The sequence below is a fragment of the Actinoplanes solisilvae genome, assembly GCF_003999975.1.
GTDB classification, from domain to species: domain Bacteria; phylum Actinomycetota; class Actinomycetes; order Mycobacteriales; family Micromonosporaceae; genus Actinoplanes; species Actinoplanes solisilvae.
Window position 1 is genome coordinate 139174 of sequence record NZ_RJAC01000004.1, and the last position, 24857, is coordinate 164030.

Sequence of the window (24857 nt, forward strand, 5' to 3'; positions counted from 1 at the left end):
AAATCGATGATCTACAAGGGATACGCGGACGGCTTCCCCGACGACCTGGACGTCGATCGGCTCATCGTCGACGGCTCGAGGTTCCTGGGCGTGCCCGGCTTCTGGGCGGCCCACTACCTGAGCCAGACGATGGAGGACGAAACCTTCGTCGACGGGGTGTGGGGTCTCGACCGGGCCGTCGTGCGGGCCGTGCAGGACGAGTTGAACGATCCGGGAGCGTGGCCGGCCTTCGAGGCCGACCTCGCCTCCGGGGGCAAGCTGGTCGTCGTCTACCGCAACTTCGCCGACGACGCCGGTGTCGACTATCTGCTCGTGCCCGACGGCGAGTCGGAAGTCCTTCGGATCGCCACGACCGAGGGCGAGTACGAGGGACCGGGTATCTCGTGGGCGGAGCTGTCGGCCGTGGCCGGCGGCTCCGCCGAGATCCTCCTGCTGCTGGCCCCCATGCTGGGGGACGTGGAGGCCGACGACGATGAGCCGATCGCCGTGCTGGCCGAGGCGCTGCGGTCGGCCGGGGCTGTCGCTTCGGCCGAGGAGATGGCGCGGCTGATCGTCGCGGAGAACCTGCAATGGGAGCCCGCGGATTGGTACGAGACGGATTTCGGGGCGACCTGCTGTGACGGCGAGTCGAGCCCGCGGAACCCGGCCAGCGCTGTCGCGTTGACCGAGGCTGATCTGGTCACGGTGTCGCGGCTGCTCGGCTGACTCGTTTCGCGCTGCTCGTTTCGCGCTGCTCGTTTCGCGCTGCTCGTTTCGCGCTGCTCGTTTCGCGCTGCTCGTTTCGCGCTGCTCGTTTCGCGCTGCTCGTTTCGCGCTGCTCGTTTCGCGCTGCTTGTCCGCGCCGCTTTTCGGCGGCGCGGACTTGTCGTCAGACCCGCACCGCGGCCAGCTGGGTCGCCTGGGCCACGAGAGTGTCAGCCGAGTCCCACACCTCGACGATCTCGTCCATGCGGCCCGAGGTGATCTCGCTGGAGGTCATGACGAAGCGCACCGGGCCGGGGGCGGGCAGACGGCGGACGTACGCGGTCAGGCTCAGGGTCGGCGCCCAGCTGGTGATGCCGAGGGTGAGCGAGACGGGCGGGGCGGCGTCGGCGGCGATCAGCAGGCTCAGCGGGTCCCAGTCGGCGCCGTCGGCGAACCGCAGCCAGCCGGCGACCCGGCCGTCCGGCGACGGCTTACCGGCGGCGAAACCCAGACAGGCGGGGTCGTGGCGGTGCTCGACCACGTCGAGCAGGGGGACGCGGAACGGTGAGCCGGGCGCGTCGGCGGGCAGGCGGAAGCACTCGTCCTCGGCGGGGATGACGGGTGGCTTGGCCCGGCCCCACCAGGGCGCGGCGGAATCGAGAACGCCCTGCGTGACCAGGGCCTCGGCGCACGGTCGGCCGTCCTGCACGAGGCGGGCCCGGTATTGGCCGGCGCTTCGGCCCTCGCGCAGCACCTCTACCTCGACGTCGGCGGGCCCGGGGGCGGGCGGGCGCAGGAACGTCGTGCTCATGGCGACGAGGTGGGGGTGGGAGGCCTCGACGGCCACGGCGCGCCCGAGGACGGCCATGAGGTAGCCGCCGTGCAGCTTGTCGCCGACCGCCCACTGGGGATCGAGGTCGGCCCGCAGGCCCCGGTCACCGGCGACGACGGCGGTCGCCTGGCTGAAGGTCTTCATCCGCCTACGGTGCCATGCCGATCCGGCGGGTGGGATCCCGCTCATGTGTCGAGCGGTTCTGCCGGACGTGCCCGGCACCCAGGTTCAGGACGACGGGCGGGCTTCACGACGATCGCGCACGAGGTCAGTGACCTTCCCTTCTATCCTATCTTCCTAGGATGCCTTACAGGTCGAGATCCACACCACAGCGGAAGAGCGACCCTGCGGGCCGCTCTCAACTCCGACAAACACAAGAACGGTCAGGGCGGCCCGGCTTTGGTCGGTGCCGGCACCCTTGCGCGCCGCGTCGCACGGATGCGTTGATGGCGTCGGGTTTGCTCGCCGTTGAGCTCGGGCTGGCGCAGGTGTTGGTGGCGCTTGCCGTGTGGCGTTTATCGATTGCCCGGGGGCGGGTGACATCGGACGATCGCTGGATGCAACCAGAGGTTTTGGACTATTACTTGCGGGGCGGGGAGCTGAACAGGCTTTCGGCCGGGACCGGGCGGCTCGAGTTCCTGCGGACGTGGGACATCCTGTCGCGCACGTTGCCGCCCGCTCCGGCCGTGGTGCTCGACGTCGGTGGGGCGACCGGGGTTTATGCGGCGCCGCTCGCCGACGCCGGCTACGACGTCACGGTTGTTGATCCCGTACCGGAGCATGTGGCTGCGGCGGCCGGGTTGCCGGGCGTACGGGCGGTGTGCGGGGATGCCCGGGATCTGCCGGCGGAGTCTTCGAGTGCTGACGTCGTGTTGTTGTTCGGGCCGCTGTATCACCTGCGGGAGCGTGCGGATCGGGTTGCCGCGTGGCGGGAGGCGGCGCGGGTCGTGCGGCCGGGTGGGGTTGTGGTGGCCGCGACGATCAGCCGGTTCGCGTCGGTGTTCGACGGGTTCGTGAAGGGGTTCTATTCCGATCCGGCGTTCCGGTCGGTGGCGGAGCGGGATCTGGCCGAGGGCCGGCACAGTAATCCGGGGAATGTGCCGCGCTGGTTCACGAGCGCCTATTTTCATCGGCCGGAGGAGATTCCGGCTGAGGTCGCGGATGCGGGGCTCGTACTGGAGAAGCTGGTGTCGGTGGAGAGTCCGGTGTGGATGAGCGGGGACGCGCTGGCCGGTTTTCTTGAGGAGCCGTCGCTTCTGCTGGACATGTTGCGGTTGGTGGAGGAGGAGCCGAGTCTGCTGGGGGCGAGTAGTCACCTGTTGACGGTGGCGGTACGCGACGTGGCGGCGGGTTGATCTTCAGAAGTGTCGTAGGGGTGTGGCAAACTCCGGCCCGTGGCTGACGACAAGGGTGGGCTGGAGTCCCGCGCGCTGGTCGCCGTCGAGGGTGGCGGCTGGTCCGGGCTGCTGTTCGACAGTGCGGCGGTGGGGTTGCCCCCGGCGTTGACCTGGGCGTGTGAGATTCCGTTGGCGCCCGTCGAGGGTGTGCCGGCGGGGCTCGATCTGGAGTGGTTGCCGTGGGAGGCTTCCGGTTGGCAGGCGATGGCCGGGGTCGAGGTGAAGTGTGGGTCGTTCGCCGAGCCGGTCGAGGCGAGTGTGCGGTTGCGTGGTCATCATCGTTATGACTCGGTGCATGTGCGGGTGGCCGAGCAGCGGGGTGATCTGATCCGGGTGGTGGCCACCCTGTCGGGTGATCTTGACGGTCTGGGGCCGGATGAGGTCAGTGTCGATGCGTGGCTGGCGTTTCGGGGTGTGTCGGTGCAGTTGGCCGAGGTGTCGTCGGCGTCGCAGGCGTTGGCGCGGCTGGCGGGTTTCACCGAGACGGCGGGTCTGGCCGAAGTTGGTGATCCTCGGGGCATCGCGTTCCGGTTCCAGCCCGGTTAGCGTCAGGCATGGCCGATGCGGTGGTGATCCCCGGGAGCAGGTTCGGCAGTGGTGCGCCTTTGCCGATGTATGTGGGCGATGTCGCCGAGTACCGGGGTGGGGTGGTGCGCCGGTTCGATTGGACGGGGCCGGTGCCGGTCGATCTGGGTGTGGTGTCGGCGCAGTCGTGGGTGTGTGATCAGGTGCGTCCGGTGCTGGACGGGATGGGTGTTCAGCCGCTGGTGATCGGGAAGTCGTTGGGGAGTTTCGCGGCGGGGCTGGCGGCGGAGCGTAGTTTGCCGGCGGTGTGGTTGACGCCGATTCTGACGGCGCCGTGGGTGGCTGAGGCGTTGGGGCGGGCGACGGCGCCGTTCTTGTTGATCGGTGGTACGGCGGACAAGGCGTGGGATCGTGGTCTGGCGCGCCGGTTGTCGCCTCATGTGGTGGAGGTCCCGGCTGCTGATCATGGGATGTATGTGCCGGGTCCGTTGACGGACACGATCGCGGTTCTGGCCCGGATCGTGGTGGCGGTCGACGAGTTCCTGGACGAGATCGGCTGGCCGTGAGCCCGCCGTAATCCGGTTTCCTGGTGGGCGTCGCCGGTTGATACTGGCCGACGGTGCTGAGGAGAGGTGGCTGGGTCATGGGTCGGACGGTGCGGGTGACCGTGCGGGGCAGCTTCGACGGTTTGAGCGAGGCGCAGTTGTCGGAGTTGCGGTCGGTGGCCGCTGAGCACGATTTCATGAATACGCGTTATACGGCTGAGGGTTATCTGGCCTATGACTTGCCGGCGCGGCCGTTTTTCACGTTCCGGTTCGCCGAGGAGGTCGGCAGCGCCGACGAGGTGCCCGCGGCGACGGCGCGCGCGACGGCGAAGGCGGAGGCGTGGATGGCCGGGCACGGTTATCCGATCAAGAACGTGAGCACTCAGACGGTCGACATGGCCGAGGTGCCGTTGGGTAAGCGCGGCCGTCGTGAGGCCGAGCGCAAGTCCTGAAGACCATCCCGTTGCGGGGTGTCACGGTCAATTTGATCGATACGCCGGGTCATCCTGATTTCATCTCCGAGGTGGAGCGAGCCTGATATTCAGGTTGCCGGGCCTTCCCGGGTGGATCTAGCGTGGCGTGGAAACCTGTCTGGAGAGTGGGTGCATTTGATGCCGCTGCGTGGCGATTCCTTGATGACCTTCGCCTTCGCAACGACCTCGGACAGGACACCTCGGCATGGACCTTCCCCGTCATCACGTCATCCGCGAGGGTGACCTTCGCATTCTCAACCCGTTCTCGCCCGCGAAGCTGGCCACCCTCGGCCAAGCGATCAAGCTGCGGGCCGGCGAACGCCTCGTCGACCTGTGCTGCGGCAAGGGTGAACTGCTCCGCAGCTGGCACGTGGCGCACGGCATCCGGGGCATCGGCGTGGACATCAGCACCGCGTTCGTAGCTGAGGCACGGGAGCATGCCGCCGGCTTTCCGGTGGAGTTCGTCCACGGCGACGCGGCGGGTTTCGTCGCGCCGGAACCGGCTGACGTGGTCGCCTGCATTGGTGCCACCTGGATCGGCGGCGGCGTCGCCGGCACCATCGAGATCATGGAGCGCAGCTTGCGTCCCGGCGGCATGCTGCTGATCGGCGAGCCGTACTGGCGGCTGGACCCGCCCGACCAGCGGACCATCGAGGCGTGCCACGCGCAGTCCCGCGATTTCTTCCGGTCGTTGCCGGAGTTGGTCGCCCACTTCGGTGACGACCTGGGCTGGGACCTGGTCGAGATGGTGCTGGCCAGCCAGGACTCGTGGGATCGGTACGCGGCCGCGCATTGGCTGAACATCCGGACCTGGCTGGATGCCAACCCGGACGATGAGCTGGTCCCGCAGCTGCGCGCCGAACTCGATACCGACCCGATGCGGCATGTGCGATACCGGCGCGAATACCTCGGCTGGGGCGTCTTCGCCCTGCGCAAACGCGGATAGCCCGAGGGCAGCTGCGCATCGGAGAGGTTACCGCTGGTGCATCTCCCGCCGCCTCGCCCCAGTAGCTTATGGCTGTCGCGGGCCGGCGGCGGGAGATGCCGCCGATCGATCACCTGGTCGTCCCGAGCGTCGTCGGGCCAGCTCCGGGCAGGCGCAGTGGGGCGAGGCGGGGCATCCGCTCAGGAACCGGGCGGAAAAAATTCCGGGGATGATGTCGACGGGCGCCGTCTCCGATCGTCGTCATGGTGTGCGGTGGTTGCCGCCGATTCTTGTAGCGGGAGGTTCGCTGTGAAGTACATGCTGCTCATCAACGCCGGTTCGGTGGCCGGGGACGGGTCCGCGGCCGAGTGCGACGTGCAGGACTGGGTGAACTACGACAAGGCCGTCAAGGACGCGGGGGTCTTCGTGTCGGGGGAGTCTCTGGCTGATCTGGTGACCGCGACGACGGTGCGGGTCGCCTCCGACGGGGCGCGGACCGTGGTCGACGGGCCGTTCGCGGAGACGCGGGAGGTGCTCGGTGGCTTTTACGTCGTCGACGTCCCCGATCTCGACGCGGCCCTGGACTGGGCGGCCCGTTGCCCGGGTGCGCTGGGCAGCGGTTCGGTGGTGGTGCGCCCGGTCGCTGACATGGGCGCGTGACGGGCTCACCCGTGGGCGAGGCAGCGGGCGGGGCCCTGGGCGGGGCCGTGGGCGGGGCGGTGGAGGCCGTGTTCCGGGAGGAGCATGGCCGGCTGCTCGCCGCCCTCGCCCACCGCTTCGGTGATCTGGATCTGGCCGAGGAGGTGACTTCGGCGGCGATCGAGGCGGCGCTGGTGCACTGGCCGGTGCAGGGGGTGCCGGACAATCCGGGGGCGTGGCTGATGGCGACCGCGCGGCGTAAGGCGGTCGACCGGCTGCGGCGTGATCAGGCGTACGCGGCGAAGCTGGCCCTGGTGCACGTCGACACGGTGACGCAGCTTTCGGACGAGGCCGAGTTCCCCGACGACCGGTTGCAGTTGTTCTTCACGTGTGCGCACCCGGCGCTGCCCGACGACGCGCGGGGGGCGTTGACGCTGCGGTGCCTGGCCGGGCTGACCACGCCCGAGGTGGCCCGGGCTTTCCTGGTGCCGGCGGCGACGATGGCGCAGCGGATCGTGCGGGCGAAACGGAAGATCCGGGAGGCGCGGATCCCGTTCCGGGTTCCCGGCGCTGACGAACTGCCCGCGCGGCTGCCCGGCGTACTGCAGGTCCTGTATTCGATCTTCACCGAGGGGTATGTGGCCAGTACCGGTCCGCGGTTGCAGCGCACCGATCTGGCCGCGGAGGCGATCCGGCTGGCCCGGATCCTGCGGCGGCTGCTGCCCGGTGAGCGGGAGGTGACCGGGCTGCTGGCGCTGATGCTGCTCGTGCACGCCCGCCGTGATGCCCGCACGGCCCCGGACGGGTCGATGGTGCTGCTCGACGACCAGGACCGCGGCCGCTGGGACGCCCCCATGATCTCCGAAGGGCTCGAGCTTGTGCCGCTCGCGCTGAAAGGCCCGGCCGGCCCGTACGCGGTGCAGGCTGCGGTCGCCGCCCTGCACGACGAGGCCGCGTCGGTCGCCACCACGGACTGGCCGCAGATCGTCGCCCTCTACGACGTGTTGCTCACCCTGACCCCGTCCCCGGTCGTCGCGGTCAACCGGGCCGCCGCGGTCGCCATGCGTGACGGCGCACCGGCCGGTCTGACCCTGCTGGACGCTCTGAGCGGCGAGGAACGTTTACGGGCGTACATGCCTTTCCATGCGGCCCGTGCCGACCTGCTCCAGCGCCTCGGCCGCACGTCCGACGCCGCGGCGGCGTACGCGAAAGCCCTGGACTTGGCCGGCACCGACCCGGAACGCGTTCATCTGCGCCGCCGTCTGCGGGAGCTGAATATCTGATCCTCGGGTTTGTCGAGAACCGGGAATCTGCTCCGTCCCTGGGACGACAACGACGCGAGGAGGTCCCGAGAATGCGTTCGGATGAGATCACCGAGGTGCTGCAACGGCCGTACAGCCGGGAACTGCTGGCCCGTGACCTGACCCGGCTCGGTTACGTCGCCAAGGACGGCACACCCCGTACGGTGCCGATCGGTTTCACCTGGATCGGCACGCAGATCGTGTTGTGCACGACGAAGAACGCCCCGAAACTGCACGCCCTGCGCGTCAACCCGATGGTCGCGCTGACGATCGACACCGAGGTGCACCCGCCCAAGATCCTGCTGCTGCGGGGCCGGGCCGAGCTGGACGTCGTCGACGGCATCCCCGAGGAGTACCTGACGATGAACGGCACCTACGACATGAGTGCCGAGCAGCGCGTCGAGTGGGAGGCCGAGGTCCGATCCCTGTACGACGGGATGGTGCGCATCGTCATCACCCCGACCTGGGCGAAACTGATCGACTTCGAGGCGACACTGCCCAGCGCGGTCGAGGAACTCGTCGCCCGCCGCGCCGCCGCCGCTTCGCAGAGCTGAAAGGACCACCACGATGGCCAAATACTTGCTGCTCAAGCACTACCGAGGCGCCCCGGCCGCGGTCAACGACGTACCCATGGACCAGTGGACGCCGCAGGAGGTCGAGGCGCACATCGGGTACATGGCCGCGTTCGCCGACCGGCTGCGTGACACCGGCGAGTTCGTCGCCGAGCTCGCCCTGCTGCCCGAGGGCACGTTCGTACGCTCCGACGGGCAGGGCCGCCCACCGGTCACCGACGGCCCGTTCCCCGAGACCAAAGACCTGATCGCCGGCTGGATGATGATCGACGTCGACGGTTACGAGCGGGCCCTGGAACTGGCCGGTGAACTGTCGGCGGCCCCCGGCAAGGGCGGCGAACCGATCCACGAGTGGCTCGAGCTGCGCCCGGTCATGGGTTCCCTGCCCACGATCACCGACTGACCCATGCCGTACGAGGATGAGCTGCGCGCTCTGACCCCGGCGGTGATCGCCGTCCTGGTGCGCCGCGGCGCCGACTTCGCGTCGGCCGAGGACGCCGTGCAGGAAGCCCTGGTCGAAGCCGTACGGGTCCGCCCGCACGACCCGCGGGGCTGGCTGATCACCGTCGGGTGGCGCAAATTCCTCGACGCGGCCCGCGCCGACACCGCCCGCCGCCGACGCGAGGACCAGGTCAGCGCCGAACCTCTGGCCGCGGCGGGTGCGGAGGCCGACGACACCCTGCACCTGTACTTCCTGTGTGCGCACCCGTCGCTGAGCCCGGCGTCGGCGGTCGCGCTGACCCTGCGCGCGGTCGGCGGGCTCAGCACCCGGCAGATCGCGCAGGCCTACCTGGTGCCCGAGGCGACGATGGCGCAGCGGATCAGCCGCGCCAAGAAGACGATCGCCGGGGTCCGCCTCAACCAGCCCGGCGACCCCGCCACCGTGCTGCGGGTGCTGTACCTGGTCTTCAACGAGGGCTATTCCGGGGAGGTCGACCTGGCCGCCGAGGCGATCCGGCTCACCCGGCAGGTCACGGCCCTGACCAAGCACGAGGAAGCAGCCGGGCTGCTGGCGCTGATGCTGCTGCACCACGCCCGGCGGGCCGCCCGCCTCGGCGCCGACGGCAGCCTGATCCCCCTGGCAGTGCAGGACCGCAGCCGGTGGGACACCCGGATGATCGCCGAAGGGGTCGACATCCTGCAGGCGGCCCTGGCCCGCGACCGGCTCGGCGAATACCAGGCCCAAGCGGCGATCGCCGCGCTGCACGCCGACGCTTTCACCGCCGACGAGACCGACTGGGTGCAGATCGTCGAATGGTACGACGAACTCGTACGCCTCACCGGCAGCCCGATCGCGCGGCTCAACCGGGCCGTCGCCCTCGGCTTCGTCGACGGCCCGGTGGCCGGGCTGGCCGCCCTGGCCGACCTCGACCCGGCGTTGCCCCGGCACACGGCCGCCGCGGCGTATCTGCACGAACGCGCCGGCGACCTCGGTGTCGCGGCCCGCCTGTACGCCGACGCCGCCCGGGCCGCGACCAACCCGGCTGAACGCGACCATCTCACGCGTGAGGCCGCGCGCGTCAACCGAGCCGCCCGAGAATGACCTAGACGAACCACGACGCCCACGCGCCGACTTCCTCGACCGGTACCCGCGCACCGGGCCGCTGCTGACCCGGCGGCTGAACCTGGACCTGATCACGGACATGTGGGACGACCTGCTGCGCGTCGCCGCCAGCATGCAAGGCGGACACGCGACCGCAGCCCTGGTCGTCGGCAAGCTGTGTTCCTCCAAACGGCAGCAGAACGCGCTGACCAGCGCGATCAAGGAATACGGGGCGCTGCGCCGCACCGTCTACGCCACCCGGTACCTGGCCGACGAGACCTACCGGCGGCGGATCGCCCGGCAGCTCAACAAGGGCGAGAACCTGCACGCCCTGCGCCGCTGCCTGGCCTACGCGAGCGAGGGAGCACTGCGGCGCCGGCATCGCGAGCAGCAGACCGAGCAGATGTGGTGCCTGACCCTGGCCACCAACCGGCGGGGGCGGGCATCTGACCGTCCTTCACCAGTCATCTGGGACGTGTTCGGCGGATCGCCGCCAGCGTGCGCCGTGGTCCGCCGAACACGTCTTCAGGCACCGATCGACTCAGGAGACGGGCACCGTGAGAACGGTCGGGTTCCCTGTGCTCCAGAGGCCCCGGATGCGGCGGTGGCTGATCTGCCAGCCCTGCTCGGTACGCCGGAAGGTGTCGTCATAGGTGCCGCCCAACAGGAACTGCTCTCCACCTCGCACGTGCTGGGCCGTCATCGTGGCGTGGGTGGTGGCGGCGTCGCCGTCGATGCTGACCTCGATGTTGTGCACGGCATGATGGGTCGCATCGAGCGGCCCCAGGAAAGCCCGGGTGCCCTCGACGATCTCCGCGCGCCCGCTGGCGGCGGCGTTGACGTAGTCGCCCTGGGCATCCTCGGTGTAGCCGGCCGCGAGCAGGTCCCAGTCCTTGCTGTCCATCGCGCGGGCGGTCCGGTACAGCACGTCGGTGATGGCGGCGCGGTCGAGCAGTTCCTGAACGTCGTTGCTGTGCATGTGGTTCTCCTGGATCGGATCGGTAAGACACCCGACGCTAATACGGCACTAGACAGTGCCGCAATCGATGATGCGTACCATCACGGGATGACCAGCACTCCCACGGCGGGCAAGGCCGGACGCCGGCGCGACCCTGAGAAAGACGCGCAGATCCTCCAGGCCACCCTCGACGTGCTCGCGGAGACGGACTACGCCGACGTCACCATCGAGTTGGTCGCGGCCCGGGCCGGAGCGGGAAGGCACACCATCTACCGCCGCTGGGAAGGCAAGGACGAGCTGATCCTGGCCGCCATCGCCTGCACCGACTCGGCCGATCTGGGCCCGGACGGCCTGCCGGACACCGGCACACTGCGCTCAGACTTCCTGGCCCTGCTGGACCCGAACTGGATGGGCGGCAACGAGCGGCGCCTGCGCATCCTGAGCAGTGTCTCGGCCATGATCACCCGCACCACCAAGGCCGTGGACGCCGTGACCAAGGCCATCGTCGACCCGTCGACCGCCGCCTACCGGTTCCTGATCCAGCGGGCCGTCGATCGGGGCGAATACGCTCCGCCGCGCAACCTCGACGCTCTGGCACAGGTGATCCCGTCGATGGCGGCCTACCGAGCGTTCTTCATGCAGCAGGTCGTCGACGAGGAGTTCATGCTTTCGATCATCGACGGCGTCGTGCTGGCCGCACTTCGCGAACCATCCGCTGTCAACCGATGAGGAGCGATGCTGATCGACAGCAACATCTGGCCTCGACGTGGCTGCTTTACGCCGCACCGGCCGTGAGGTCGACGACGGACTGGGCCAGCTCGACTCCGACGGCGACCGGCCGCTACGGAGTTCCTCGTCGTCGGTGACTTATCGGGTGTTCCCACGGGTGGTCTGGACGGGGCGGCCACGATCTCCTCAAGGCCGCCCCGCCGTTGGCTCACACGGTCGGGACCGTGCCGCCGTCGATGACGTACTCGGCGCCCACGATGGCCGAGGCGCGGTCCGACACCAGGAACCCGACCAGGTCGGCGATCTCCTCGGGCTGGGCGAACCGCCCCAGGGGAACCCCGCCGAGGGAGTCGTAGATCGTCTGCTTGGCGGCCTCTCGGGTGAGCCCGTTGCCCTCGGCGATCCGGTCCACGAACCGCTCGTAGGCCTCGGTCTCGATGCCGCCGGGGCTGATCGCGTTGACCCGCACGCCGCGGGGTGCGAGCTCGTTGGCGAGGCCCTTGCTGTACGTACGCAGCGCCGCCTTGGCTGCCGCGTACGCCAGCGACGCGTCGTACTGCGGTAGTTCCCGCTGGATCGAGGTGAAGTGCAGCACCACACCCGACCCGGCCCCGGCCATCGCCGGCAGGAGGGCCCGGTCGAGCCGCACCGCACCCAGGAAGTTCAGGTTCAGTTCGGTCAGCCACTGCTCCTCGGTGATGACCGCGAACCCACCGGACGGCGTCGAGGCGCCCCCGACGACGTGCACGAGGATGTCGAGCGCGCCGACGGCCTCGGCGATGCGGTCCGCCACGAGCTGCGCGCCGTCGACGGTCGACGTGTCTGCCTCGATGAACCGGTCGGGGCGGTCGGACCCGTCGGGCGTCGTCCGGGCCGTGGTCCACACGTCGGCGCCCATCTCCCGCAGGCGGGTGACGACAGCCTTGCCCGAACCCTTCGACCCGCCCGTAACGAGCGCGTGGCGGCCGTCGAGGCGGTCACGTTCCTTGCTGGTCATTCTTTCTCTTCCTTCCGGCGGTTCGGTGGTGTTCGGCCGGGCTCAGGCCTCGTGGTTGGCGATGACGAGCTCGGCCACGAGGTCGCCGCGGAGGGTGAAGCGGTAGTCCAGGTCGGCGACGCCGCCGGGGAAGGTGCCCTCGAGGCGCAGGGTCACCACCCAGTGGTCGTCGTCGACGCGCCGGGCGCCGATCTGCTCGGTGGTGTACTCGAACTCGGCGCCGGCGTCGCGCAGGAACGCGTGCACCTCATCGCGGCCCCGGAAGGTCTCGTTCTGGTCGACGACCACGACGTCCTCGACGAGGAACGACGAGGCCGTGTCGGCGTCGTGCACGGTGCTGGCTGCGAGGAAGTCGCGGACGGTGGTCGGGAGGGAGCCGGAGCGAAGGTCGGTGTGTGTCATGTCGTCACCGTGCGGCCTCGCGGGGCGGGAGGGTCAAGCGCTGGACCCTCCCCCTAGGGGAGCCTGCACACTGAGGGGGTGCTGACGATCGGGGAGTTCTCGCGGTTGACCCACCTGAGCGTGCGGACCCTGCGCCGCTACCACGAGGGGGAGTTGCTCAAGCCGGCCGTCGTGGACGAGGCGACCGGCTACCGCTACTACTCCGTCGAGCAGATCCCGACCGCGCAGGTCATCAACCGGCTCCGCGAGCTCGACGTCCCCTTGAGCGACGTGCAGCAGATTCTGCGGACGCCGGACCCCGGCGTCCGGTCGACCCTGGTCGCGGGTCACCTGCGGCGCTTGGAGGCCGAGCTGGATCGCACCCGGGCCGCGGTCACCGCGCTGCGCCGCCTCCTGCAGCCCGATCCTGCGCCGATCGAGGTCGAGCTGCGCGCCGAGCCCGCCCGCGAGGTCGCGGCGGTTGAGGCCGTGATCGGCCACGCCGACGTCGAGGCGTGGTTCGCCGGCGCGATGGCCGAGCTGGAAGCGGCCGTGGGCGCGGGTGTGACCGGACCGCCGGGGGGTACCTACGACAACTCCCTGTTCGAGGAGGACCGCGGTCGGGTGCTGGTCTACCTGCCGACCTCCACCCCGCCGCGCAACGGACGGGTGCACGCCGTGACCCTGCCCGCCGCGGAACTGGCGGTGACCACCCACGTCGGCGAGCACGAGGGCGTAGACGTCACCTACGGCGAGCTCGGTACGTGGGTCGTGGAGAACGCGATGTCGGTGGCTGGGCCCGTGCGGGAGGTTTACCGCGTGGGGCCCCGGGATGAGAGCGATCCGGCCGCCTGGCGCACGGAGATCGGGTGGCCGGTGTTCCGCGTGACATGAAGACTTGTGGCCAGTGGACCGCCGTCCTGCTCGAGGTCGTGTACCGGTCGCGGGCATCGATGCGGCTTCCGCCGATCTGGAAGAAACTCAGCGCCTCGGAAACTTCCCGTGCCATGTCCCTGACCGCAGCCCAGTACGCCACTTTGGACCGGCTGCACGGTGAGACGAAGGCGCCGGGCCGCTTGATCTGCTGAGACGCGGAAGCTGCATTCCGTCATCGGCCCTCCTACGGCCGGTTGTGCCCACACGCAACTTCGTCACCGTTACCGTCCGAGACGGTGGGGTAGCCCAGACCGTCAACCGGTCGGCTTCGTAATAGGTTTCAAACGGATGGTCATCCCATGTCCCGTAGGACGTGATTGTTACGGTCTCGTCGGGCAGGAGCCAGTAGTCCGCGCCGGAGGGCTCCAGCACCAGCTCAAGCAACGTTTCACCGTTGTTGGCAACACGCATCGGCATCGGGTTTCCCAACGCCTTGATTCCTTCGAAGGTGACGTTCTCGGCGTTGGGCACGTTGGCCTTGAGCGGCGCCATGATCCGGTCGATCGAGGTCGCCGCCGCCGACCTCGCCTGCTCCCATCGTCCCGGCATGATCCTCATTCTGTCCGGCCTGCGCCCGCGCGCCTGGCCGGGCTCATCGGGAAGTCCTGGATGAACGCCTGGTCTCAGCACCTCGGCGGTTCCATCGATGAGATGAGCACCGCCGGTCCCCGCCGGCCACCTGTGCCCGACAGACCGCGTGAGATTCCGCCACCTCGCACGAGAACTGACAACGGTCTTCTCCGCGGAGACCGTTGCCCACTCATGCCCGGCAATTATTGGATTACTAATACTGGCAATCCAGTAAACCAAGAAACGGACATAACGCCGACACACCATAATGACAGTTATGCGCGGCAACACACAGGTTGTATGGTGTACCGGTGGACGACGAGCTCGTGTATTGCGGGAAATGTGGCGAGACCAAACCGCGGTCAGCGTTCTACAGCCTTCAACACTCGACAGCGCCGCGCAGGCCGTGCAAGGCATGCCTCCTCGCCGACAAGCGAGCCCGATATGCCACCCAGGACGGCGACCGCATTTCGCACGCCCAGGTTCTCCGCGAGAAGTACAACCTCACTCCGCGGCAATACGAGGCCATGCTGAAGGCTCAGCAAGGGCTCTGCGCCATCTGTCGAAAGCCGGAGACTGCGCGTGGGCGCGGCGGCGCCCCGAGGCGCCTGGCTGTAGACCATGATCACCGCACCGGTGAAATCCGAAAGCTCCTGTGCCAACGCTGCAACCTGGTCACGTGGGCGGTGGAGGAGAACCCGGACCTGCTCGACGCGATCCGCTACTACCTATTGAGCTATCAGCGAGGGTTCCCGCCGCGATAGTGGAGTACCGAGTCCAGAGGAACCGGCCACCCGCAGCAGGAAAAACCATCATGATCGGTTCAAAGAGCGGCCCTGCCTCGGGAGCATGCATGGAGACCTCGGACGGCCGGCCGGTGCTGCTGCTGCCGATGCTGCCGGTGTGCGGGCGGCTGCGCACCGGCATGCGCCTGCTGGTGCTGGTGATCCTGTTGCTGATCCCGGGTGCGGTCGCCACGACCATGTACACGCTGACCCGCCAGGACCAGATCGCGTTCAGCGCCGCCGAACGTGACGGCGCCGATGCCGTACGCCCGATGTTGCTGGCCATGGCCGTGACAGTCGGCGGTGGGACGCCTGACCTGCAGACCATCGACGCGCAGCTCCCCGCGCTCGGGCAGGGCACCCCGCAGCAGCGTCTGGCCCTCGCCACCGCCCTGGCCGATCTGATCACTGAGACGGCCAACACGTCGAACCTGATCCTCGACCCCGACCTGGACTCGTTCTACGTCATGGACGCCCAGGTCGTGCAGGTTCCCCGCGTGCTCCTCGCCGCCGCGGCGGCCGCCACCAAACCGCAGGGCTCGCCGCAGGAACGCGTCGCCGGACGGGCCGTGCTCGCCGGTGACCTGGTCGCCGACGCGGAAAGCCTGACCAGCGACCTCGGCACGGCCGTCGAGAACACCGCGGCCGAGGATGTCGGAGAACAGCTCGAGCCCGTCGCCCGGGTCGCGGCCGCCGCCGGCACCCTCGCGAAGACGATCACCGCGGATCTCAGTTCGGAGACCGGCGCCGACCCGAAGGCCCTGACCGCCACCGTCGAGCAGGCCGTCGCGCCTCTGCACGCCGTACTCACTGATCTTCTCGACACCCGCATCGACGCTCTGCGGACCCAGCGCACGATCGTGCTCGCCGTCAGCCTCGGCGGGTTCCTGATCGCCGGCTGGTTCGCGGCCGCCGCCGTTTACAAGACCACCCATGACGTACGCCGTACCGTGCGCGCCGTCACCGCCATCGCCGAAGGGGATCTGACCGCGCGGCCCCTGCCCGAGGGCCGTGACGAGCTCGGCGACATCGGCCGGGCCCTGGACCGCGCCCGCGACCGCCTGTACCGCCAGGACGAGGAGCTCACCTCCGCCCAGCGGGCCCGGGAACAGCAGCTGCGGGCCGGGTTCCTGCACCAGCGGCAGGTCGAGGCCCAGTTCCGGCAGCGCACCCAGACCGTCATCGACGAGTCGACCGGGGTGATCGCCCACGACATGCGGGCCATCACCGAACAGGTCGGCCACGTACGTGACGCCGCCGACGTCATCGACACCAGCATCGCCACCACCGACGCGGCCACCACCGCCGTCATCGGGCAGGCCCGGCAGGCCGAGCAGGTCATCCACTCGCTGGAGCAGAGCCTGCGCCGGGTCGCCGCGACCGCGAACCTGGTCACCGGGATCGCCGGGCAGACCCGCCTGCTGGCCTTGAACGCGACCATAGAGGCAGCCCGGGCCGGGGAGCTCGGGGAGGGTTTCACGGTCGTGGCCGACGAGGTGAAACAGCTCGCCACGAACACGGCCCGCTCCACCGAGCAGATCACCGAGACGATCGCGAACCTGGAACGTGACACCGCCGAGATGGCCCGCACGATCACCACGATGATCGAGGGGATCGCCAGCGTCGGCGACGCCACCGACTCACTGCGCGCGGTCGCCGCTGACCAGGACACACTGGTGGGCCGGCTCTCCCAGCAGATGAGTGACACCCTCGGCCGCGTCGAGGACATGTCCACCCTGGCCGAACGCCTCGAACGCCGCCAGCACGAAAGAACGACAGCCCAGAGTACGGCCAGAGTGTCGCGGCCCGGGCGGGGCGCGGTCACGGTCCCGATCGTCAACCTCAGCGTCGGCGGTCTGCGCTGCGCACTGCCCGACGGGCTGTCCCTGTCGCCGGGCGACACGGTCACCCTGGACCTCGAGCATGGCGCCCGGCACGTCACGATCCACGCGGTGGTCGCGAACCTTAGCCCCGACAGCCGCGAGGCGGGCCTGCAGTTCCTCATCAAGGACGAACAGACCGCCGACGAGCTGACCACCTTCGTCGACACCGTCCTGGCCGCGGTGAACCTCGGCTGAACCCGCTAGATTCGTGCGGTGATCGACGACCTGCCGACGTTCGAGTTCGCCTTTCCCGGCCCGCTGCGCGACAAGCTGGTCGCCGCCGTGCTCGACGGAACCAAGACCACCACGACCGGGCTGCTGCAGGACTACGAGATCGACGGCGAGCCGCTGCCGGTGGTGGGCACCCGCTCGGCCGTGGTCGACTCGGCCGGTCACCGGGTCGCGGTCATCGAACTGAGCGAGGTGCGGGTGTGCCGCCTCGGCGACATCGACGCCGCGCACGCCCGCGACGAGGGCGAAGGCCACGACTCGGTCACCGCGTGGAGAGCCGCCCACGAACGTTTCTGGCACGGGCCGGACTACCGGGGCTGGCTCGGCGACCCGGACTTCGTCGTGGACGACGACACCCCGGCGGTGTTGGAGCGGTTCCGTCTCGCTTCCGTGACTGCACCGTCGAGAGCAACAAAAGCGCCTCGTCATTGACCACCGACAGGTCAGCGCGCCAGCGCGGCCAGGCTCAAGGTCAGATGGACGGACTGAGTTCGCCAGAAGTCGGAGTGTGCGCCGGTGACGCTGACCCTCGGCCGGGTGAACACCCGGGAGGCGTCCACGTTGACGATGGGGGTCGCGAAATCCGTACGGTCGTAGGGGTCGCCGGCATCGCGCATCGCGATGGTCGACACCAGCCCCGCCGGGGTGCTCGACCCGACAGCACCGATGCCGGGCGCTCCCTCCATCACCCGGTGCCAGACGGCGTTGGCGTAGTCGAAACGGCTGAAGGTCAGCGCGATCGGTCCGTGGACAGGACCCTCGGTCAGAAGCCCGGCGAACCGGTTCGCGAAGATGTCCGGCGGCGCGGCCATCTGGAACGCGAGGTACGTGTCGACACCGAACGGCCGGGAGCTGCGGTGCTTCCAAGCCAGTGTGCTGGGCGGGGTGTCCGCGGCCCAGCGGATCGCTTCACCGAGGAAACGGCCGCCGAACGAATGACCGACACAGTGCAGGTATTGACCGGCGGCGTTGCGCAGCCGGTCCGGGCCGCGCGGCGGTGGTTCACGCTGCTCGTCGAGGTAGCCGAGAAGCTGGCCCACCACGAATGCGGCGTGGCCTTGAGTACTGACCCGGTGTGCTCGCTCCCGGATCCTCTGATATCCCGACGGGGTGGGCGCGCTGCAGGACGGCCACTGCACACCGATGAACCAGGGCACGAACGGCCCGGACGCGCCACGAAGGTCCGCCCAACGCGAACGGGACTCCCACAGCGCGCCGAAGAACCGCGCGAACGCGGACTGGGCGGAACGCTCAGGGGTACGCCACCCGTGGACGAACACGAAGATGTCGGTGACCGAGGGAGTCATCCGTAGCTGCGATGCCAGCTCGTCGCGGACGCGGCCGGGCGCGACCGGCGTCTGGAATCGGTCAAGCAGGTGCCCGTTGGCGTTCAACCGGATCGTCTCGTACCAGGAGAACGCGCTGCGTCGTGGGATCCGGGTCGTCACTGTTCGATACGTCAAAGTAGGTGTCCAGTCCCCTGTATTGCGAGATGGTCAGGCCCAGCGGGTTGGCGTGGTGTTCGGCGAAGCCGCGGGCGAGGCCGCGCACCACGTCGCCGACCGGTACGCCGCGAAGCAGTTCGCGGAAGAACTCGGCCGCGTACTTCCCGGCGAAGGACGCGGGGATTTCGATCTGAGGCCCGATCAGGCAGTTGGCCTCGGCGTTGAGCAGGGCCAGTCCGAACGAATCGAGGTACATCGAGGACAGTTGTCCTCCCTCGCAGGCGTTGACGACCACGATCGGGCTGTGCGTGAGCGGGCGACCGGTCAGCCATTCCTCGAAGTGTGAGGTATAGATCTCGCGGCGATCGGTGAGCGCGATGAACGGCTGATCGTGGCCCGCCGGGTCGACGGTCCCGTGACAGTTGAAGTACATGATCTGGTCGTTGAAGTCCTGGTCGCGCAGGGCGCTGTCGAGTGCGGCGAAGTCGGCGCGCCAGCACGGCTGTATCCGCTCCGTGGGTTGCCGGCTCAGCAGCGCGCGCAGGGGCTCGATCACCGGAGGGTCCATCTCGTCGATGGCCGTGTCGACGTTCAACCCGGCCCTGATGCCGCCGGTGGTGTCGAGTCGGTGCCGGAACGAGTCCGGCCGGTCGGAGAAGACGTGTTCGAGATGGTGCTGGTAGCCGAGGAAGCCCTCGAACGACCAGGGGCAGTCGTCGGCCACCATCGTCCCGCCGTCCGGGGGCACGTAGAGCATGTGCCAGGGGACGAAGACGTCGTCGCTGTGGATGGAAACGACCTGTGGCCCCGACATCAGGATCTCGACCAACCGTCGCCCTGCTGCGGCCAGCCTCGGTTCACCGGTCAGGAAGATCGCACGAAAGATGTCATTGCCGATGCGAGCCAGGTCGCGCATCGCGGCGTCCCATTCCGGTGATCCGCGATGGATCGACAGGTCGAACGAGGCTGCGAACCGGTGGCGCTTCAACATCGCGTCGTTGCCGGCCTGCACCATCAGGAACTTTGTCGTCCATGCCTGGCGCAGCCGGTTGACCAGTGCGAGCAGACGCCTGCTGTTGCCGGCGGTACGGCCGCCGACCGGGCCGCCACCGTCGTTGCCCAGCGCCTCACCCATCAGGCTGATCCGGCACCGTGTGTCGCTGTCGACGTCGAGTCTGATGAAGATGGTGCGTCGCAGCGGCACATGCGGTTGTTCGCCCGCTCGGTGGCCGGGCCGGGTGTCAGGTTCGTTGAGCCGGTTCTGCACCGTGCGCCGCATGCCCAGGTCGTCGGGGATCAAGCCGCGTCCTGTTGCGCACGTGCCACCGGGGGCAGACCGGTGGTGAACTCCTGAAGCAACACCCCGTCGGCCGGCGCGTACAACTGCACTTTCACCTGTACCCGGCCGGCACGGCGCGGCCGGATCTCATGGACGAGGTGCACGTCACCGTCGAGCCTGCCGAGGTCGATCGTTACTCCCATCGGCCGTACGTCGGCGTCGGCCGAGCAGACCAGCACAGTGATCGTGTCGTTGGTGACGGCGCCCTGGTACCGGAGCAGGTGGGCGGCGGAGACCTCGACCCGCAGGGTTGCGGCCTGCCCCACGGTGGTCGGTATCTCTCGATCCAGATACGCCCGCACTGCTGTAGCCGACAGGATCTCCGGCTCGGCGGCGTCGAGCAGTTCTTCGACGTGATTGTTGGTCAGGGCTGCGATCTCGGCGACGGCCCGGTGGTCGTCGTGGGCGGCGAGAACGGTCGCGGCAGTGCGCAGATCGTCCATGGCCTGCTGCCGTTGGCCGCCTTGCAACCTGGTTTCGGCATGTGCGCGGCGCAGCACCGCGTCGAGGGGGTTTCCGGGTCGGGTGAGCCACGGGTCGACGTGGCTGCGTTGTCGCCGGGCCGCTTCGAGTTGGTTGGCGGCGGTGTCCGGCCGGCCCGCGGCCAGGTAGGCGCCGACCAGGATGCACCGCACCCTGATCTGGCCCGCGACGTCACCGAGTTGGTGGTGGTCGTGCAGGCTGCGGTGCCCCGAACGTACGGCGCGCCGTACGTCCGCGACGTCGCCGGTCTTGCGGTGGAACCTCGCCAGGTAGAGCCGTGACTGCCAGTAGCCGATGGTTGCGGCCCGGCGCAGGTCGCCGTGGTAGTCCCTTGCCGCTTCGGACAAGAACGTCTCGGCGGTGGCCCAGTCGTTCGCGATGGTCACGGCCTCGTCGCTGCGCGCCAGTGCCGTCCAGTAGCCGAGTTCGTCGTCGGGCGGCACCTGCCCGATGGGCGCCGGCGCACGGACCTCCGGGTCGGCCAGGAACCGCAAAGTTCGGATGAGAGGCAACATTTGTTCTCCGCGGGGAAGCTGACCGGCCAGTTCCTCCGCTCGAGCGAGCCGCCGGGCGGCTGCGCCGTGCTCCCCAGCGCGCAGATAGGCCTCGCCGCATCGTCGTTCCACCGTTACTCGCCGCGTGGCGAACCTGCCGGTGTGGCATCGCGACAGGGCTTCGGCGAAATCGTCGAACGCCGCACCGTACTGTTCCAGGGCTGTCCAGTAGGCGCCGCGGGCCAGGAGCACGTCGATGACCGCTGCCTCACTGACCTGGTGCGCGGAGTCGATCCCACGGGTGAATCCGTCCAGGACGTCCCGCACCGCCACGCCCCGTGGCATGCACCCGCCGAGCCAGGACGCGATGCGGGCGCTCAGCGCATGGTCGCTTCGCTCGCGGGCCAGGCGTATCACGCGCAGCAGGTTGCTGTACTCCTCCCGCACCCACGCCTTCGCCTGGCCTTGGTTGGCGACCCTGGTCGCGAACAGGGCGTCCTGCGGCAGCCATCGGTCGGTGATGTCCGGACGGCCGACGGCAAAGTCCGGGTCGAGTTCCCGGATGACCCTCTCGGCGGCCTCGAGATAGGCCTCGTCCAAGCGTAGGCCGGCGCCGGTCGCGTCATCGGCGGGCTCGGCGAGAGACGCCGCAAGCTGCCGGGTAATCGGCGGGAGCTCATAACGGTCGATGGCCGTGACCTCGTCGCGTCCAGCGGCCAGAACCAGTTGAGCGGACGCCAGGTCGGCCAGAAGGTTCTCCGCTTCCGGCAGTTCGACCTCTGATGCGGGCCTCAACACCCAGGGAACGAAAGTGCGGCTACTGACGAACGCCAGCAGCCGAAACGCTTTCTGATGATCGGTGCTGAGCTGTCGGTACTCGCCGCTGAGCCGGTCGTGCAGGTCGCGGCTGGGGGCGTACAGCACCGTCTGCAGACCTCCGGGTTCCTGCAGACGGGCCGCCAAGCCGGGCAGCGAGTGTTGTCCCTGCATGGCGAGGTCGGCGGCTGCCCGCAGGGCCAGAGGGTGAGCACCGCAGGCATCGACGATCTCGGTCGCCGCGCCGAGGTCGAAATCGGGTCCTTGTGCGAGTGCGGCGGCGAGCAGGTCGAGGCCGTCGTCCGGCGTCAGCGGCCCGATCTGCAACGATCGTGCGCCGAAAGCAGGGCTCAGGTCCCGCCGGCTGGTGACCACGACCGTGCAGCGGGACTCGCTGGGCATCAACTCCCGCAGCTGAGCCTGATCGCGGGCCGCGTCCAGCACGATCAGCATCCGCTTGCCGCGGGTCAGCACTCGGAACAGCCATGCCCTTTCCGCGGTGGAGTCGGGGATGAGCTCGACGTCCCAGCCCAGCGCGGAGAGGAAGCTGTGCAGGACCTGCCCCGGTGGGCGGGCCGTGCCGGCGACACCGAGGTTGGAGTACAACTGGCCGTCGGGGTAGCCGCTCTTGATGGCGTGTGCGAGCGTCTGCGCAACCGCCGTCTTGCCAATCCCGGCCATGCCGTGCAGGAAGATCACCACTGGTGCGCCGGCCTGGCCAGCTCGTTGCCGATCGCGCCATCGTTCGTGCCGTTCCTGAAGGTTTGCGAGCTCTGTAGCTCGTCCTCGGAAGGTGCTGTTGCTCGGGGGCAGCTGTGCCGGCACCGGCTGAACGAGGGTCTCGGTGTAGGACTTCCACTGTGCGGCGGGGGACTCGGCCGAGCGGCCGGTGTGCGAGCGACGCCGTGCGGCGACGGCCCGGGCGCCGATGCCGGCGCTGAGCGCCGCGGCGACGCCGGTCAGCACGGCGGCCGCCGGAGTCGCGTTCGGTCCGACGCTGATCAAGCCGGCCGCGGTACTGGCCGTCAGGGTCAGCAGGGCGGCGAGCCAGCCGGGGCGTGGAAGGCGCGGGCGACGCTGCGAGAAGGACGAGACGGACATGTCACAGACCCACCGTGTGCCGTGTGGCCGACGACGCGGCCTGGTCACGACCGATGCCGGCCGCCTGTCGCATCTGGGCCGTCACGAGACGGAGCGAGGTCCGCCAATAGCGTTGCCCGGTTTTGAGCTGCTTGGCTCGGCGTAGCGCGTCCGCGGCCTCCGGCAGGGAACCGACGGCGAGATGCACACTGGCCAGATCTGCCGCGGCGTGCCCCTCGATGAACCTATCTCCACAATTGCGGAACGTCTCGAGGGCGTCCTCGATGACGGTCCGCGCGGACTCAAGTTCTTCGGCGCCGACATGGATCCGACCCAGAAGCAGCCGGCAGTGCCCGGTGCCGTAGCGGTGCCGGATGCCGGTGAATCCCGCCAGTGCGTTCATCACCAGCTCACGTGCTTGTTCGGGTTGGCCGGCCCGCAGGCGCAGTTGGGCCTCGCGGTAGTCGATCCAGTGACGCCACAGCATGAAGCCGGTTCTGTCCGCGGCCGAGCGCGCCTCGACGAACTGCCGCTCGGCCTGTTCCCATTGTTTGAGCACGGTGCTGGTCATGGCCTCGGCGAGCAGGATCCGGGGTTGGTAGCGAATACCGCCGTCGCTGCGTTGCCCGGCCAGCATCCTTGCTTCTCCGGTGTGTTCCAGGGCCCGCTCGGGCCGGCCGCCGAGGCGGTCCACCAACGCCAACTCGACCAGGATGCGAATCCGTTCCGGTTGATCCTCGGCCTTGGCGGCCTCGTTCAGCGCCTCTGACAGGTTCGCCTCGGCGACGTCGAGCTGCCGGACACGACGCTGGATATGACCCATCACCCGCAACACCCGCGCCCGGATTCCTGGGTCGTCGTACTGCCAGGCGTCATCGGCGAGATCGACGACCTCGTCGGTGCCACCGAGTTCGGCACGCAACTCCGCGAGCAGGGCCAACGCGCGGCCGGTTCGCAACGGGTCTGCGCTGACACGCGCGCTGACGAGCAGATCACGCACGTTGACGTCGGCCGCGACAAGGTCTCCTTTGTCGAGCAGGCCGTAGGTGTGGATCTGTTGTTCGTCCAACGGGTCGCGGTCCGGCTGCGGCTGCGACCCGGCCGTGGTGTCGACGCCGGCGCGGAGCCGGGCGAAGTCCTGCACCTGCTCGACGGTCTGGTAGACCGGCACACCAGCCGCGTCCGTGGTGTACCGGTCCACGAACTGGTTCGCCGACAGTCGGTCGGCCAGCGACCGCGCCTGTTCCTCGTCCAGATCCGTTTCCCGGGCCAGCTCCCGCGGTTCGAATCGCCGCGACAGGCGTCCCAGACTGAGTACCGCAGCCTGATCACCTTCGGTGAGCAGCCGATAGCTGACCTCCAGTGCCCACCCGCGCGGGTCAGGCCTGGCCACGCCCGCATCGGTTCGCGACACCACCATCGACATGTCCGCCGACGGACGCGCGACCAACGCCTGGCCGGTCATCTGCAGCGCCTGTGGGATCCCGGCGCAGGCCTGGGCGAGAGCCACAGCGGCCCCCTGACTCTCTTCCACACGCTGTTCACCGACGATGTTCGCCAGTAGCTCGACCGCGTCACTGTCCGACAGCGAGTCGAGAGGCCTTGACAGGTGGGGGCCGAGCTCGGCGGGCGCGTGCTGTGACGTGATCACCGTGGCGGACGCGGGCCCGGGCGGTATCACCGCGCGCGGATCGATGCCGTAGACGTCGTCGAGCACGACCAGCAGCTTCTTCGACGCCGACAGCCGCTGAAACGCGAGCCGGCACGCGTCCAGTCCGGACGGCATCCTGTCGGTGGGGTGGCCGAGCGCTTTGAGGAAGCGCTTCAGCGTGTTGTGCACGACCTTCTCGGGGTTGCCGCCGCGTCCGTCCAGGGTGGCGTACAGCTGCCCGTCAGGGAACTCGGCGGCAATGCGATGGGCGACATGCAGGGCGAATGCGGTCTTGCCGATCCCTGGTGGTCCGGAGACGACCACCAGGCGTTGGTCGGTGGTCGCGGACGCGCGGAGATAGGCCACAGCCTCGTCGACCTTGCTGCTGCGCCCGAGGAAGAGCGGCGGAACTGCCGGCAGCTCCTGCGGGACCGGCATGTCGCCCCTGCGGACGGCGAACCATCCGCTCACCACCACTCCGACGATGCCGACGGCATATCCTGCGAGCAGGCCGAGCCACCCGAGCGGCTCGTCGCCATTGCCGGCGGACGACACAACCCACGCGGCCACAACCGGCATGAGCAACATCAGGATCGTCAGCAGCCCCGGGGCCCGCCGGCGAACGCTTCCCGGTCTCTGCCGC

The 24857-nt window shown here is 69.1% G+C and carries 25 protein-coding genes and 1 pseudogene; 17 read left to right on the forward strand and 9 right to left on the reverse strand.

Annotation, left to right across the window (positions count from 1 at the left end):
* Window positions 1–6 precede the first annotated feature (6 nt).
* On the forward strand, window positions 7–705 hold the full coding sequence (locus EER30_RS14030; RefSeq protein WP_127500859.1) for a hypothetical protein: 699 nt from the start codon (window positions 7–9) through the stop codon (window positions 703–705).
* A 163-nt stretch (window positions 706–868) separates the two neighbouring features.
* Here EER30_RS14030 and EER30_RS14035 read toward each other — a convergent pair whose 3' ends face one another.
* Entirely contained in the window at window positions 869–1660 is a 792-nt protein-coding gene (locus EER30_RS14035; RefSeq protein WP_127500860.1) for a thioesterase family protein, read from the reverse strand.
* Window positions 1661–2073: 413 nt separating this feature from the next.
* Here EER30_RS14035 and EER30_RS14040 point away from each other — a divergent pair, with 413 nt between their 5' ends.
* The 11 genes and pseudogenes from EER30_RS14040 to EER30_RS48640 form a co-directional block, all read left to right on the forward strand.
* Window positions 2074–2871 carry a class I SAM-dependent methyltransferase gene (locus EER30_RS14040; protein WP_127501155.1) on the forward strand — a complete coding sequence of 266 codons (798 nt, stop codon included), beginning with the start codon at window positions 2074–2076 and terminating at the stop codon, window positions 2869–2871.
* A gap of 39 nt (window positions 2872–2910) precedes the next feature.
* Window positions 2911–3459 carry a hypothetical protein gene (locus tag EER30_RS14045; protein ID WP_127500861.1) on the forward strand — a complete coding sequence of 183 codons (549 nt, stop codon included), beginning with the start codon at window positions 2911–2913 and terminating at the stop codon, window positions 3457–3459.
* Window positions 3460–3467: 8 nt separating this feature from the next.
* Window positions 3468–4004 carry an alpha/beta hydrolase gene (locus EER30_RS14050; RefSeq protein ID WP_127500862.1) on the forward strand — a complete coding sequence of 179 codons (537 nt, stop codon included), beginning with the start codon at window positions 3468–3470 and terminating at the stop codon, window positions 4002–4004.
* A gap of 77 nt (window positions 4005–4081) precedes the next feature.
* Window positions 4082–4435, forward strand: a complete 354-nt coding sequence (locus tag EER30_RS14055; RefSeq protein ID WP_164842326.1) for a DUF6204 family protein — start codon at window positions 4082–4084, stop codon at window positions 4433–4435.
* Between the two features lie 226 nt (window positions 4436–4661).
* The gene (locus EER30_RS14065) at window positions 4662–5402 is read left to right on the forward strand and encodes an SAM-dependent methyltransferase (protein ID WP_127500863.1); all 741 of its coding nucleotides are present in this window, start codon (window positions 4662–4664) and stop codon (window positions 5400–5402) included.
* A gap of 297 nt (window positions 5403–5699) precedes the next feature.
* On the forward strand, window positions 5700–6041 hold the full coding sequence (locus EER30_RS14075) for a YciI family protein (protein ID WP_240670040.1): 342 nt from the start codon (window positions 5700–5702) through the stop codon (window positions 6039–6041).
* Window positions 6042–6076: 35 nt separating this feature from the next.
* Window positions 6077–7303 carry an RNA polymerase sigma factor gene (locus EER30_RS14080; protein ID WP_432417541.1) on the forward strand — a complete coding sequence of 409 codons (1227 nt, stop codon included), beginning with the start codon at window positions 6077–6079 and terminating at the stop codon, window positions 7301–7303.
* Between the two features lie 71 nt (window positions 7304–7374).
* Window positions 7375–7875 (forward strand): pyridoxamine 5'-phosphate oxidase family protein, encoded by a 501-nt coding sequence (locus EER30_RS14085; RefSeq protein ID WP_127500865.1) that lies wholly within the window; start codon window positions 7375–7377, stop codon window positions 7873–7875.
* A 13-nt stretch (window positions 7876–7888) separates the two neighbouring features.
* Entirely contained in the window at window positions 7889–8296 is a 408-nt protein-coding gene (locus tag EER30_RS14090) for a YciI family protein (RefSeq protein WP_127500866.1), read from the forward strand.
* A 3-nt stretch (window positions 8297–8299) separates the two neighbouring features.
* Window positions 8300–9436, forward strand: coding sequence for an RNA polymerase sigma factor (locus EER30_RS14095; protein WP_127500867.1), 1137 nt, complete (start codon window positions 8300–8302; stop codon window positions 9434–9436).
* A gap of 19 nt (window positions 9437–9455) precedes the next feature.
* Window positions 9456–9866: pseudogene (locus tag EER30_RS48640) on the forward strand (Tn3 family transposase); the annotation flags it as partial.
* Window positions 9867–9977: 111 nt separating this feature from the next.
* Here the strand turns inward: EER30_RS48640 and EER30_RS48645 are convergent.
* Window positions 9978–10415 (reverse strand): nuclear transport factor 2 family protein, encoded by a 438-nt coding sequence (locus EER30_RS48645; RefSeq protein WP_240670041.1) that lies wholly within the window; start codon window positions 10413–10415, stop codon window positions 9978–9980.
* Window positions 10416–10502: 87 nt separating this feature from the next.
* Here EER30_RS48645 and EER30_RS48650 point away from each other — a divergent pair, with 87 nt between their 5' ends.
* Entirely contained in the window at window positions 10503–11123 is a 621-nt protein-coding gene (locus EER30_RS48650) for a TetR/AcrR family transcriptional regulator (protein ID WP_240670042.1), read from the forward strand.
* Window positions 11124–11331: 208 nt separating this feature from the next.
* Here the strand turns inward: EER30_RS48650 and EER30_RS14105 are convergent, their stop codons facing one another.
* Window positions 11332–12120, reverse strand: coding sequence for an SDR family oxidoreductase (locus EER30_RS14105; protein WP_127500869.1), 789 nt, complete (start codon window positions 12118–12120; stop codon window positions 11332–11334).
* A 42-nt stretch (window positions 12121–12162) separates the two neighbouring features.
* Entirely contained in the window at window positions 12163–12522 is a 360-nt protein-coding gene (locus EER30_RS14110) for a nuclear transport factor 2 family protein (RefSeq protein WP_127500870.1), read from the reverse strand.
* Window positions 12523–12600: 78 nt separating this feature from the next.
* Between EER30_RS14110 and EER30_RS14115 the strand changes: the two genes are divergently transcribed.
* Window positions 12601–13395, forward strand: coding sequence for a MerR family transcriptional regulator (locus EER30_RS14115; protein ID WP_127500871.1), 795 nt, complete (start codon window positions 12601–12603; stop codon window positions 13393–13395).
* An 87-nt stretch (window positions 13396–13482) separates the two neighbouring features.
* Here the strand turns inward: EER30_RS14115 and EER30_RS14120 are convergent, their stop codons facing one another.
* Complete coding sequence (locus EER30_RS14120) at window positions 13483–13986, reverse strand: hypothetical protein (protein ID WP_127500872.1); 504 nt, start codon at window positions 13984–13986, stop codon at window positions 13483–13485.
* Between the two features lie 332 nt (window positions 13987–14318).
* On the opposite strand from EER30_RS14120, the gene EER30_RS14125 reads away from it, so the two are divergent.
* The 3 genes from EER30_RS14125 (at window position 14319) to EER30_RS14135 (ending at window position 17338) form a co-directional block, all read left to right on the forward strand.
* Window positions 14319–14771 carry an endonuclease domain-containing protein gene (locus tag EER30_RS14125; RefSeq protein WP_127500873.1) on the forward strand — a complete coding sequence of 151 codons (453 nt, stop codon included), beginning with the start codon at window positions 14319–14321 and terminating at the stop codon, window positions 14769–14771.
* Window positions 14772–14860: 89 nt separating this feature from the next.
* Complete coding sequence (locus tag EER30_RS14130) at window positions 14861–16870, forward strand: methyl-accepting chemotaxis protein (RefSeq protein ID WP_127500874.1); 2010 nt, start codon at window positions 14861–14863, stop codon at window positions 16868–16870.
* Between the two features lie 18 nt (window positions 16871–16888).
* Window positions 16889–17338, forward strand: a complete 450-nt coding sequence (locus EER30_RS14135; RefSeq protein WP_127500875.1) for an ASCH domain-containing protein — start codon at window positions 16889–16891, stop codon at window positions 17336–17338.
* A gap of 11 nt (window positions 17339–17349) precedes the next feature.
* On the opposite strand, the gene EER30_RS14140 is transcribed toward EER30_RS14135, so the two are convergent.
* The 4 genes from EER30_RS14140 to EER30_RS14155 are packed head-to-tail and all read right to left on the reverse strand — an operon-like array spanning window position 17350 to window position 24538.
* On the reverse strand, window positions 17350–18354 hold the full coding sequence (locus EER30_RS14140) for a hypothetical protein (RefSeq protein WP_127500876.1): 1005 nt from the start codon (window positions 18352–18354) through the stop codon (window positions 17350–17352).
* Window positions 18275–19651 (reverse strand): CHAT domain-containing protein, encoded by a 1377-nt coding sequence (locus tag EER30_RS14145; protein WP_127500877.1) that lies wholly within the window; start codon window positions 19649–19651, stop codon window positions 18275–18277. The genes EER30_RS14140 and EER30_RS14145 overlap by 80 nt, the downstream gene beginning before the upstream one ends.
* A complete protein-coding gene (locus EER30_RS14150) occupies window positions 19648–22584 on the reverse strand; it encodes an NB-ARC domain-containing protein (protein WP_127500878.1) in 2937 nt (978 codons plus the stop codon). Before EER30_RS14150 ends, EER30_RS14145 begins: the two co-directional genes overlap by 4 nt.
* A gap of 1 nt (window position 22585) precedes the next feature.
* Complete coding sequence (locus tag EER30_RS14155; RefSeq protein WP_240670009.1) at window positions 22586–24538, reverse strand: NB-ARC domain-containing protein; 1953 nt, start codon at window positions 24536–24538, stop codon at window positions 22586–22588.
* Between the last annotated feature and the right edge of the window lie 319 nt (window positions 24539–24857).

What these genes read in the sequence shown, in the direction of transcription:
- EER30_RS14075 (WP_240670040.1), top strand. Translation starts at nt 5,700, where the DNA reads ATGCTGCTCATCAACGCCGGTTCGGTGGCCGGGGACGGGTCCGCGGCC.
- EER30_RS14090 (WP_127500866.1), top strand. Translation starts at nt 7,889, where the DNA reads ATGGCCAAATACTTGCTGCTCAAGCACTACCGAGGCGCCCCGGCCGCG.
- EER30_RS14065 (WP_127500863.1), top strand. Translation starts at nt 4,662, where the DNA reads ATGGACCTTCCCCGTCATCACGTCATCCGCGAGGGTGACCTTCGCATT.
- EER30_RS48645 (WP_240670041.1), bottom strand. Translation starts at nt 10,415, where the DNA reads ATGCACAGCAACGACGTTCAGGAACTGCTCGACCGCGCCGCCATCACC.
- EER30_RS14085 (WP_127500865.1), top strand. Translation starts at nt 7,375, where the DNA reads ATGCGTTCGGATGAGATCACCGAGGTGCTGCAACGGCCGTACAGCCGG.
- EER30_RS14150 (WP_127500878.1), bottom strand. Translation starts at nt 22,584, where the DNA reads ATGTCCGTCTCGTCCTTCTCGCAGCGTCGCCCGCGCCTTCCACGCCCC.
- EER30_RS14055 (WP_164842326.1), top strand. Translation starts at nt 4,082, where the DNA reads ATGGGTCGGACGGTGCGGGTGACCGTGCGGGGCAGCTTCGACGGTTTG.
- EER30_RS48650 (WP_240670042.1), top strand. Translation starts at nt 10,503, where the DNA reads ATGACCAGCACTCCCACGGCGGGCAAGGCCGGACGCCGGCGCGACCCT.
- EER30_RS14105 (WP_127500869.1), bottom strand. Translation starts at nt 12,120, where the DNA reads ATGACCAGCAAGGAACGTGACCGCCTCGACGGCCGCCACGCGCTCGTT.
- EER30_RS14050 (WP_127500862.1), top strand. Translation starts at nt 3,468, where the DNA reads ATGGCCGATGCGGTGGTGATCCCCGGGAGCAGGTTCGGCAGTGGTGCG.
- EER30_RS14120 (WP_127500872.1), bottom strand. Translation starts at nt 13,986, where the DNA reads ATGCCGGGACGATGGGAGCAGGCGAGGTCGGCGGCGGCGACCTCGATC.
- EER30_RS14035 (WP_127500860.1), bottom strand. Translation starts at nt 1,660, where the DNA reads ATGAAGACCTTCAGCCAGGCGACCGCCGTCGTCGCCGGTGACCGGGGC.
- EER30_RS14095 (WP_127500867.1), top strand. Translation starts at nt 8,300, where the DNA reads ATGCCGTACGAGGATGAGCTGCGCGCTCTGACCCCGGCGGTGATCGCC.
- EER30_RS14130 (WP_127500874.1), top strand. Translation starts at nt 14,861, where the DNA reads ATGGAGACCTCGGACGGCCGGCCGGTGCTGCTGCTGCCGATGCTGCCG.
- EER30_RS14040 (WP_127501155.1), top strand. Translation starts at nt 2,074, where the DNA reads ATGCAACCAGAGGTTTTGGACTATTACTTGCGGGGCGGGGAGCTGAAC.
- EER30_RS14030 (WP_127500859.1), top strand. Translation starts at nt 7, where the DNA reads ATGATCTACAAGGGATACGCGGACGGCTTCCCCGACGACCTGGACGTC.
- EER30_RS14110 (WP_127500870.1), bottom strand. Translation starts at nt 12,522, where the DNA reads ATGACACACACCGACCTTCGCTCCGGCTCCCTCCCGACCACCGTCCGC.